At 44.0% G+C, this 11,072-nt stretch carries 4 protein-coding genes, 2 tRNA genes and 3 rRNA genes; 7 read left to right on the top strand and 2 right to left on the bottom strand.

The window, feature by feature from the left end; genetic code table 11:
* Positions 1-33: 33 nt before the first annotated feature.
* A complete protein-coding gene (locus PIECOFPK_RS00045) occupies positions 34-1,473 on the bottom strand; it encodes an arginine deiminase family protein (protein ID WP_330974911.1) in 1,440 nt (479 codons plus the stop codon).
* Positions 1,474-1,626: 153 nt separating this feature from the next.
* On the opposite strand from PIECOFPK_RS00045, the gene PIECOFPK_RS00040 reads away from it, so the two are divergent.
* On the top strand, positions 1,627-2,526 hold the full coding sequence (locus PIECOFPK_RS00040) for a DMT family transporter (RefSeq protein ID WP_409966217.1): 900 nt from the start codon (positions 1,627-1,629) through the stop codon (positions 2,524-2,526).
* Here the strand turns inward: PIECOFPK_RS00040 and PIECOFPK_RS00035 are convergent, their stop codons facing one another.
* On the bottom strand, positions 2,527-3,834 hold the full coding sequence (locus PIECOFPK_RS00035) for a dihydrolipoamide acetyltransferase family protein (RefSeq protein WP_330974909.1): 1,308 nt from the start codon (positions 3,832-3,834) through the stop codon (positions 2,527-2,529).
* A 383-nt stretch (positions 3,835-4,217) separates the two neighbouring features.
* Here PIECOFPK_RS00035 and PIECOFPK_RS00030 point away from each other — a divergent pair, with 383 nt between their 5' ends.
* From PIECOFPK_RS00030 to rrf, 6 genes are all read left to right on the top strand, one after another.
* Entirely contained in the window at positions 4,218-5,114 is an 897-nt protein-coding gene (locus PIECOFPK_RS00030; protein WP_330974908.1) for a glycerophosphodiester phosphodiesterase family protein, read from the top strand.
* A gap of 683 nt (positions 5,115-5,797) precedes the next feature.
* Positions 5,798-7,326 (top strand): 16S ribosomal RNA (locus PIECOFPK_RS00025).
* Between the two features lie 170 nt (positions 7,327-7,496).
* Positions 7,497-7,571 (top strand) — tRNA-Ile (locus tag PIECOFPK_RS00020).
* Between the two features lie 86 nt (positions 7,572-7,657).
* Positions 7,658-7,731 (top strand) — tRNA-Ala (locus PIECOFPK_RS00015).
* 283 nt (positions 7,732-8,014) lie between these two features.
* Positions 8,015-10,821, top strand: a 23S ribosomal RNA gene (locus PIECOFPK_RS00010).
* 101 nt (positions 10,822-10,922) lie between these two features.
* A 5S ribosomal RNA gene (rrf, locus tag PIECOFPK_RS00005) occupies positions 10,923-11,034 on the top strand.
* Together the 16S, 23S and 5S rRNA genes with 2 tRNA genes alongside form the textbook arrangement of a ribosomal RNA operon.
* Positions 11,035-11,072 lie beyond the last annotated feature (38 nt).

Raw genomic sequence — 11,072 nt, 5'->3', positions numbered from 1 at the left:
TTCTTGCTTATCGTTTTTTTGAAAGAGTCTTTATTAATCTATATCATCTCTCAGTAAGGGCATACTCATGCAATGGAATCCTCCGCGAGCACGCGAAAGTTCTGCCGAGGGCATTACAATGAATGTATTGGTTATTGCTTGAGGAGTGATTTGGTCGTTTTCCAATTGTTGTAATAGCTCCGTAACATGAATGATGTTGAAGCCGGCTTTAGCGAAAGCTTCTATGGTTTTATCGTTGCGATCGTAACCAAGAACTACTCCTTCTTTCAATGCTAGCAGGTTGCAACTATCAGTCCATTGTTCGCGTACATCAAATGGGAATTCGTTGTTGCCTGAGTAAATGAATTTTACTTTTTCGTCACAATTCAGATCGTTTTTACTAATGTCTATTAAAAGATCTTCCAGCGTATCAAAATATATCGGATCTGAAGGGGCTTTTCTTTTGAACTGAATAATTTGAATAGATTCTTCTTTTTGTCTGCTGTCAAGTGCTTTTTGAATATCATCTGCATCTTCCTTTTTTACATGCTTTTTTGAAAACTTACCTAGCATTACCCACATGTTTCTTTTTACCTGTGTGAAAATGGTATCGATATGCATGTAGTCGCGCTTCGCCGGAATTTTGATAACGGATACTTTCTCAACTATATTTTTTTCAAATAATATTTTAATGGCGAGATGTGCGGCCTCCAGGCTGGTTCTTTCGCTAATGCCTATCAATACATGCGAAGAGCTCACAACCATAATGTCGCCTCCTTCCAATGTTACCCGTTTTTCGGCAGAGTCGGAGGGTAGCAGGAAATGTTGTGGTATCTCCGGAAGCTCGATGATTTTATCCTGATATTTTTTGAATAAAGGATGATTATAGAAGATATACTTCATTAATAATGCTTCGCGGGTGCGGGCTTGCTTAGCCGGTTTGTTGAGTAAGATATGGTCGTTAATAACGATACCTATATCACGTGTAAAAATAAAATTTGGTACCGGAGGAAACAGCATTTCATTATCGGTAGTGCCGGCAATAAAAACATTAGCTAAATCTTTTGCCGGAAGTTGCATCAATTGTTCGTGTACTCGATAGCTACAGTTCTCTATAGCACATACCGAAGCTATCAGTCGGGCTTTAATGTCTTTGTCTTCCAGAATTTCTGCTAATAACCATTCGATCTCTATGACATTAGAAGATTTATAAAATTCCGAACTGGCAGGTTTGAAAAAATCATAGTTTTTTTTAGGATCGTCTATTTCAGAGAGGCGTCCTTTGATTTTCGTGGGATCCAGAAAATATAATAACAGTTTAATGTAATAATCGTATTCCTTTCTACGGATTGTTTCTAGGTGTACGATGTCTTCAAAAAGCCAGTCTTGGGCCTTAGAAGGTACTACCTTCCCCAATCCGCTATCGGGGCTGTGAACCAACAGTTTTCTTAAAGTGCCGATTTCTGAAGTAACACGAATATTATCTGAAGCCATATAATTAAGTTTGCGGTGCAATCAACGGATTATATACATCCCTACAGGGATTTTTTCAAATTTACTGGGTTTTAGGCTGGTTAAAAAAGAATTATTAAGAATGTAATTGTACCTCGTGCCGGTGTATTATTAATTTATCTACCTTGCGCCGTTATGAAAAAATCATTTCTGCAATTGCATATTGCGGTATTACTGGCAGGATTTACAGGGATATTGGGCAGACTAATCACTTTAAACGAAGGGCTGATTGTTTTTTATCGTTTATGCATTACTGCAATTACGCTTTGGATACTTTTTTATCTGACGAATAAGTTGCAGCATATTTCCAAAAAAGACATGTTGCAGTTATCGGGAATTGGATTTCTCAGCTCCCTGCATTGGGTGTTTTTTTATGCTTCCATCAAATACGGCAATGTGTCTATTGGGCTGATTTGTTTATCGGTGATTAGTTTTTTCTCGGCCATCTTAGAGCCTTTAATCAATAGGGTGCGTATCAACACTACCGAATTGTTGTTTGGAATGATGAACGTAGTAGGTATTGCGCTGATTTTTCATTTCGATACAAGGTATAAATTGGGTATTGCATTGGGCCTGATAGCGGCATCTTTTGGTGCATTATTTCCCATTTTTCTGAAGCTGAAGATGACACGTATCAATATGCAGACGGTGTTGACGTGGCAAATGACTGGAGGCTTTCTCACCTTTTCGCTTTTACTTCCTTTTTATTTGAAAGTTTTTCCGGTGGAAACCATACTCCCCTCAGCTAATGACTGGATGTGGCTGTTTGTGCTCGCTTGGCTATGTTCCGTGATAGCTTTTCAATTTTCTATGAATGCTCTTAAAAAACTATCTGCTTTTACGGTAAACCTTTCTTATAGCCTTGAACCTATCTATGGTATTATTATGGCGTTTCTTATTTTTAAAGAAAACCATCATATGAGTTGGGGGTTCTATCTGGGATTAAGCATTATCCTACTCACCCTTACTCTGCACACCTTATTGCTGAGACGAAGGTATCAGACTCAGAAAAACGTTACTGTTGTTAGGGAATAATTACAATTCCCTGGGTTGAAAGTTTTCCAGTTCTTTCGCAACGGCTGTAACAAAAGTGGCTCCTAGGCTACCGTCAATTATTCGATGATCATAGCTCATGCTAATGTACATCATATGTCTGATGGCAATGCTGTCACCGTGAGGGGTTTCTACCACTACAGGACGTTTCTTTATGGCGCCCACAGCGAGTATTGCCACCTGTGGCTGATTAATGATAGGAGTACCCATGAGGCTTCCAAAAGTGCCTACATTGGTGAGTGTAAAGGTACCACCCTGTGTATCCTCGGGTTTTAGTTTACCATTGCGTGCAGCCTCGGCGAGATGGTTTACCTGTTTGGCTAGACCTACCAAGTTCAGCTGGTCTGCATTTTTAATAATGGGTACAATAAGATTGCCGTTTGGCAGGGCAGTAGCCATGCCTATATTGATGTCTTTTTTTACGATAATCTTGTCACCTTCTACCGAGCTATTGATAAGCGGAAATTTCTTAATGCATTTTACAATAGCTTCAATAAATAATGGCATGAAGGTGATTTTGGTGCCTTCTCTTTTTTCAAAGTCCTTCTTGATAGATTCACGCCATTGCACCATGTTGGTGACATCGGCTTCGCTAAAACTTGTTACATGAGGGCTGGTATGTACACTACGCACCATGTGTTCTGCTATCAACTTTCTCATGCGATCCATCTCAATGATCTCCACATTTCCACTGCTATAAGTGCGGCTGATAGCCGGTGGGGTGAACTGTTGTGACGATGTTTCGCTCACCGCCGGTTGAGATTGTTTTTGCTTGCGATTGGCTACGTAATTGAGTATATCGTTCTTGGTGACTCTTCCTTCGGCGCCTGTTCCCTCAATATTTTCTAACTCGCTTAGTGAAATGCCTTCGCGTGCTGCAATGTTAAGCACAAGAGGAGAGTAGAATCTGGAGCCGCTGCTTTTGGTTTTGGGCGCTGTTTTTATTTCGCTGGATACAACTTCGGCGGTTGTTTCCTTGATTGTTTCTTCTGTAGCAGATGGGGTAGAAGAGGCAAATGTATTTTGCTGTGGTGCAGCATTATCGTCGCCTTTGGTTTGAATTCTGGCGATAACAGTATCTACCGGCACTACATCATTTTCTTTATAGAGTATTTCTACTATGGTACCTTCGGCTGTACTGGGTACTTCACTGTCTACCTTATCAGTTGCAATATCTAATACTGGCTCATCTACTTGTACAGGATCGCCTACGTTTTTGCGCCATTTTAAAATCGTAGCTTCCATGATACTTTCGCCCATCTTGGGCAATATAAGGTCAACAATTGCCATCTTAATATCCGTTTTTATTCTTTAACCCAGTTGCAGTTATGCCCGCATCCTAGTTTCCTCATACATCCTTCGGAGAACATAGTTAAGGCAAAGCTGCTACTACAAAAGTAGGGAAATGGAATTTAAACAATTTATCTGGTTTTGTATTCATCACCGGATACAACAGTACATATATTTGTGTATTGTAGTATGGTGTTGAAAGGTTCAAATTTTTTTGCGCTCAAACCAAAGCATTCATGAATGTTTATTAGTTTTGACTATTGCCTTAGTTTTATATTGAACTTTAGCGAATAATAGAGTTGTAAGATAGACCTGTAATTGCTGCCAATGATAATATTGCTTAATAATATCTCTTTAAATATCCCACAATCATCATTTTTAAAATGAAGCAGACCGTTTCAATTTTCGGATTACTATTTTTACTGATTGGCTCCATTGCTGCGCAAACCAGAGTAGAACAGATTCGAAGTAAATTGTTTAACCCCAACAACCAAACAGTATTGGTAGTAGCGCATCGCGGCGACTGGAGAAATGCTCCTGAGAATTCATTGCAGGCTATTGAAAATGCCATTCAGATGGGGGTAGATGTAGTGGAGATTGATGTTCAGAAAACCAAAGATGGAAAGCTTATTCTGATGCATGATGCCACACTTGATAGAACTACAACGGGTAAAGGAAAGGTACGCGAGTGGGTGTTGGACTCCATTAAAACCCTTAAGCTGAAAAACGGGGCAGCTATTAGAACTAAACACCAAGTACCTACACTGGAAGAGGCTTTATTGGTAGCAAAAGGAAGAATCATGCTTAATTTGGATAAAGCTTATGACTATTTTGATGAAGTGTATGAGCTGTTGGAAAAAACAGGCACTACCAACCATATCATCATGAAGGGATCCAAATCAGTGGCACAGGTAAAGCAGGAGTTTGGCAAATATCTCGACAAGGTTATTTATATGCCCATTGTAAATCTCGACCGTCCCCATGCGATGCAGATGATTCAGGATTTTCTCACAGAACTGAAGCCCGTAGCCTTTGAGTTGCTGTACGTCTCCGACTCTAATTCTATTGTCAAAGAGGTATCCGCCCTGCTCAAAGGCAAAAGCTTGGTGTGGTATAATACATTGTGGGACACTATGGCCGGAGGACACGATGATGATATGTCGCTCGAAAATCCTGATAAAGGTTACGGTTATCTCATCGATACTTTAAATACCCGCATTATTCAAACGGATAGACCGGCCTATTTGCTAAATTATTTGAAGCGCAGAAAGCTGCGTTAATTAATGTTTACGCACGCGCAGCCTATAAAATTTTAGTAGGAGAATTTGGTTGTACATATCTCTTGGTATAGAAGAATAGTGGCGCTTACTCACTGGTGGTTTGATAGCGACATATATACTTTTGATGTATAGCGAATCGTTAGTATGATATAACAGCATTGCAAATTTTTTATTCAGAAATTCAAATTCATGTTTGCTGATATCAAATAAAGTATTACCTTTGCAGCCCCTTCTCAATAAGAAGCGGTTTTCACTGAAGCTCTTTAAAAATTCTTCGAAAAAATTTGGTGGTTTGAGAAAAGGTTATACTTTTGCAACCCCAATGAAAACGAGGGTTTCACAATAAGTTCTTTACACGAAAATTTGATAATTTTTTTCTTAAAAAGTTTGGTGGTTTGCAAAAAGGTTATACTTTTGCAACCCCGATTCGGAGGGGGGTGACTGAGAGGGTCACCGAAGTTCTTCAAGTTAGTTCAATTTTAGATATAGCGTTACAGGCGCGCTGGTGGTTCAAGTCCACTGATATCGGCAAGAAGACAGATGCTGAGCTTTATAGTTCTGTCATTTGTGAAGTTCTTTGAAAGGTTGGAAACAATAGCACCGAGTTCAAATGTAACAGTTTGGACCAGGTAGGTCAAAGCGAAAATAATTGGTCTGGTATTAAATCAGATCAGAAGAGATTTACAACGGAGAGTTTGATCCTGGCTCAGGATGAACGCTAGCGGCAGGCCTAATACATGCAAGTCGAGGGGTAACAGGGGAGCTTGCTCCTGCTGACGACCGGCAAACGGGTGAGGAACACGTACACAACCTTCCTTCTAGTGGAGGATAGCCCAGGGAAACTTGGATTAATACTCCGTAAGATGTTAGGGAGGCATCTCCCAGACATTATAGTAGCGATACGCTAGAAGACGGGTGTGCGTCTGATTAGGTAGTTGGCGGGGTAACGGCCCACCAAGCCGACGATCAGTAACTGGTGTGAGAGCACGACCAGTCACACGGGCACTGAGACACGGGCCCGACTCCTACGGGAGGCAGCAGTAAGGAATATTGGTCAATGGACGAAAGTCTGAACCAGCCATGCCGCGTGAAGGATGAAGGTCCTCTGGATTGTAAACTTCTTTTATATGGGACGAAAAAAGGGTTTTCTAACTCTACTGACGGTACCATATGAATAAGCACCGGCTAACTCCGTGCCAGCAGCCGCGGTAATACGGAGGGTGCAAGCGTTATCCGGATTTACTGGGTTTAAAGGGAGCGTAGGTGGGCTGTTAAGTCAGTGGTGAAATCCCGGGGCTCAACCTCGGAACTGCCGTTGATACTATCAGTCTTGAATATTGTGGAGGCTAGCGGAATATGTCATGTAGCGGTGAAATGCTTAGATATGACATAGAACACCGATTGCGAAGGCAGCTGGCTACGCATATATTGACACTGAGGCTCGAAAGCGTGGGTAGCAAACAGGATTAGATACCCTGGTAGTCCACGCCCTAAACGATGGATACTCGACATTAGCGATATACTGTTAGTGTCTGAGCGAAAGCATTAAGTATCCCACCTGGGAAGTACGATCGCAAGATTGAAACTCAAAGGAATTGGCGGGGGTCCGCACAAGCGGTGGAGCATGTGGTTTAATTCGATGATACGCGAGGAACCTTACCTGGGCTAGAATGCTAGGGGACCGTAGATGAAAGTCTACTTTCCAGCAATGGACCGCTAGCAAGGTGCTGCATGGCTGTCGTCAGCTCGTGCCGTGAGGTGTTGGGTTAAGTCCCGCAACGAGCGCAACCCCCATCACTAGTTGCCATCAGGTAACGCTGGGAACTCTAGTGAAACTGCCGTCGTAAGACGTGAGGAAGGAGGGGATGATGTCAAGTCATCATGGCCTTTATGCCCAGGGCTACACACGTGCTACAATGGGGCGTACAGAGGGTTGCGACATAGTGATATGAAGCTAATCCCAAAAAGCGCCTCTCAGTTCGGATTGTAGTCTGCAACTCGACTACATGAAGCTGGAATCGCTAGTAATCGCGCATCAGCAATGGCGCGGTGAATACGTTCCCGGACCTTGCACACACCGCCCGTCAAGCCATGAAAGCCGGGTGTACCTAAAGTCGGTAACCGCAAGGAGCTGCCTAGGGTAAAACCGGTAATTGGGGCTAAGTCGTAACAAGGTAGCCGTACCGGAAGGTGCGGCTGGAATACCTCCTTTTTAGAGCGATACTTACCTGTGGGTGTTTATTGTTTCCTTTACTTTCAATTAATATTAATAAGATCTTTGTAATACTGACCTGATGGCCAATTTGAGTACGGCGATCTAAAGCCAACTGATAATTAAGGAGGTTCGTCAACGATAATTATCATATTGGCTCATTAGTAAACAGATCCGTAGCTCAGCCTGGTTAGAGCACTACACTGATAATGTAGGGGTCACCAGTTCAAATCTGGTCGGGTCTACTAAATAGCATAAGTAGTCATAAAATCCGTTAGGAGAGAGTGCGCTGATGAGGTAAGAGGGTCAAGGATTATTAGGACTAAACCCCGGGGGGTTAGCTCAGTTGGCTAGAGCATCTGCCTTGCACGCAGAGGGTCATCGGTTCGACTCCGATATCCTCCACAGTGAGAGAGGGGGTAGGGAGTAGAGGAGAGAGATGATAGTTCTTTTTATTGAAGAGAGAGAGATGATAATGGCATTGAGGCCTAAAGGTTCGTAACCTTAATTATCACAATCAAGCTCTTTGGAAGGATGAATATTCTGAAGAGTAGTTGTAAAGTTCTTTGACATATTGGAAAAATATTTGTTAGGAGAGTACCTAACAAGTTATCACACATGTTTGCGAAAACGCCAGAGATGGTGGTCTTAAGCAAAGTGAGTGGGTAACTACAATTTTAGAAACTTATTTAAAGCGACTAAGGGCGTATGGTGGATGCCTTGGGTCTGAGAGGCGAAGAAGGACGTGGTAAGCTGCGATAAGCCAGGGGGAGCTGCACACAAGCGTTACATCCCTGGATTTCCGAATGGGACAACCTGGTGCGTTGAAGACGTATCATCCTGAGCAATCAGGAGGCCAACCCGCTGAACTGAAACATCTAAGTAGGCGGAGGAAAAGAAAACAATAGTGATTCCCTGAGTAGTGGCGAGCGAAAGGGGAAGAGCCCAAACCAGAGCGGCGTGCTGCTTTGGGGTTGTAGGACCACATTTAGGATTCGATCTCAAGCTGAATCATCTGGAAAGATGAACCGTAGGAGGTGATAGTCCTGTAAGCGGAAATGATCGATGACGCGTGGTATCCTGAGTAGGGCGGGACCGGAGGAATCCTGTCTGAATCTGCCGGCACCATCCGGTAAGGCTAAATACTCCTCAGACACCGATAGTGAACCAGTACCGTAAGGGAAAGGTGAAAAGTACCCTAAATAAGGGAGTGAAATAGTACCTGAAACCGTACGCCTACAAGCGGTCGGAGCCGCGCAAGCGGTGACGGCGTGCCTTTTGCATAATGAGCCTACGAGTTACTCCTCACTGGCGAGGTTAAGTTAAGAAATAACGGAGCCGTAGCGAAAGCGAGTCCGAATAGGGCGCTTAGTCAGTGGGGGTAGACGCGAAACTTTGTGATCTATCCATGGGCAGGATGAAGGTGTGGTAACACACACTGGAGGTCCGAACCCGTAAGCGTTGAAAAGCTTTGGGATGACCTGTGGATAGGGGTGAAAGGCCAATCAAACTGAGAGATAGCTCGTTCTCCCCGAAATGTTTTTAGGAACAGCCTCGGTTAATAGTCTGTTAGAGGTAGAGCTACTGATTGGGCTAGGGGGCTTCACCGCCTACCAAACCCTGATAAACTCCGAATGCTAATAGATGTTTACCGGGAGTGAGGCTGTGGGCGCTAAGGTCCATGGCCGAGAGGGAAATAACCCAGAATAGCAGCTAAGGCCCCCAATACATAGTTAAGTTAATCAAACGATGTAGAGTTTCTATAACAGCCAGGATGTTTGCTTGGAAGCAGCAATTCATTTAAAGAGTGCGTAACAGCTCACTGGTCGAGAGACTCTGCGCGGAAAATAATCGGGTATTAAACTATGAGCCGAAGCTCTATGATTGCCACTAGGTGGTAAATCGGTAGGGGAGCATTCCCATCTGCGTTGAAGGTGTGTGGCGACGCATGCTGGAGCGTTGGGAAAAGAAAATGTAGGCATAAGTAACGATAAATAAGGTGAAAAACCTTATCGCCGAAAGTCTAAGGGTTCCTGATCAACGTTAATCGGATCAGGGTTAGTCCGGTCCTTAGGCGAACCCGAAAGGGGTAGCTGATGGAAAGCAGGTTAATATTCCTGCACCTGCTATACATTAAAAGTGACGAAGGGCCTTAGGTAACTAGGCTGACGGAATAGCCGAGCGGATCCTTCGGGTGAAGCGCATTACTGAAAGCACTTCCGAGAAAAGCGAGTATAGCAGCCGGTACCGCAAACCGACACAGGTAGACGGGATGAGTATTCTAAGGCGCTCGGGTGAGCCGTGGAGAAGGAACTAGGCAAATTGACGCTGTAACTTCGGGATAAAGCGTACCTACTTTGTTGGTAGGTCTCAGTGAAAAGGTTCAACCAACTGTTTAACAAAAACATAGGGCCCTGCAAAATCGTAAGATGACGTATAGAGCCTGATACCTGCCCGGTGCTGGAAGGTTAAGGAAGGGTGTTCGGCGCAAGCCAAAGCTCCTGACTGAAGCCCCAGTAAACGGCGGCCGTAACTATAACGGTCCTAAGGTAGCGAAATTCCTTGTCGGGTAAGTTCCGACCTGCACGAATGGTCTAATGAGTTGAACGCTGTCTCCTCCACGAGCCCGGTGAAATTGTAGTATCGGTGAAGATGCCGGTTACCCGCCACGGGACGGAAAGACCCCGTGAACCTTCACTACAACTTTGCATTGATTTTGAATTACGGATGTGTAGGATAGTTGGGACGCTATGAAGCCTTGCCGCCAGGTAGGGTGGAGCGGTCGGTGAAATACCAACCTTCTTTGATTTGAAATCTAATCCCTGTTTAGGGAGACAGTGCATGGTGGGTAGTTTGACTGGGGTGGTCGCCTCCTAAAGAGTAACGGAGGCTTGCAAAGGTACCCTCAGTACGGTTGGTAATCGTACGTAGAGCGCATCAGTAAAAGGGTGCTTGACTGTGAGGCAAACAGGCCGAGCAGGGACGAAAGTCGGCTGAAGTGATCCGGCGGTTCTGTATGGAAGGGCCGTCGCTCAAAGGATAAAAGGTACTCCGGGGATAACAGGCTGATCTCCCCCAAGAGCTCATATCGACGGGGAGGTTTGGCACCTCGATGTCGGTTCGTCACATCCTGGGGCTGGAGAAGGTCCCAAGGGTTGGGCTGTTCGCCCATTAAAGTGGCACGTGAACTGGGTTCAGAACGTCGCAAGACAGTTCGGTCCCTATCTGTGGTGGGCGTTAGTAAACTGCGAGAACATGACCTTAGTACGAGAGGACCGGGTCGTACGTACCGCTGGTGTATCAGTTGTGCCGCCAGGTGCAGTGCTGAGTAGCTATGTACGGAAAGGATAAACGCTGAAAGCATCTAAGCGTGAAACCTGTCTCAAGATGAGTTTACTTTTAAGGGCCGTTCGAGACTAGGACGTTGATAGGCTACAGGTGTAAAGGTGGTAACATCAAAGCCGAGTAGTACTAATTGCCCGTAAGCTTTAATTTTATTTAGTTAGGTACTCTTCTTTAAATATTTTTTCAATATGTTATGATATTGATGGTTTTGTTGAGACATACGGTATGTTGATACAAGATCTGTAAGATTTTATGGTGGTTATACTAAGGGTGTTCACCTCTTCCCATTCCGAACAGAGAAGTTAAGCCCCTTAAGGCCGATGGTACTGCACCACAATGCGGGAGAGTAGGTAGCCGCCGTATTTATTGAAAGCCTTCGTTATTACAACGAAGGCTTTTTT

The organism is Chitinophagaceae bacterium C216 (genome assembly GCA_028485475.2).
In the GTDB taxonomy this organism is placed as follows: domain Bacteria; phylum Bacteroidota; class Bacteroidia; order Chitinophagales; family Chitinophagaceae; genus Niabella; species Niabella composti.
Note: the sequence above shows the minus strand (reverse complement) of the source record. Positions and strands in the feature narration are given on the sequence as shown.

Excerpts from the sequence above, each read along its gene's own strand:
- PIECOFPK_RS00045 (WP_330974911.1), bottom strand. The coding sequence starts at position 1,473 with ATGGCTTCAGATAATATTCGTGTTACTTCAGAAATCGGCACTTTAAGA.
- PIECOFPK_RS00040 (WP_409966217.1), top strand. The coding sequence starts at position 1,627 with ATGAAAAAATCATTTCTGCAATTGCATATTGCGGTATTACTGGCAGGA.
- PIECOFPK_RS00035 (WP_330974909.1), bottom strand. The coding sequence starts at position 3,834 with ATGGCAATTGTTGACCTTATATTGCCCAAGATGGGCGAAAGTATCATG.
- PIECOFPK_RS00030 (WP_330974908.1), top strand. The coding sequence starts at position 4,218 with ATGAAGCAGACCGTTTCAATTTTCGGATTACTATTTTTACTGATTGGC.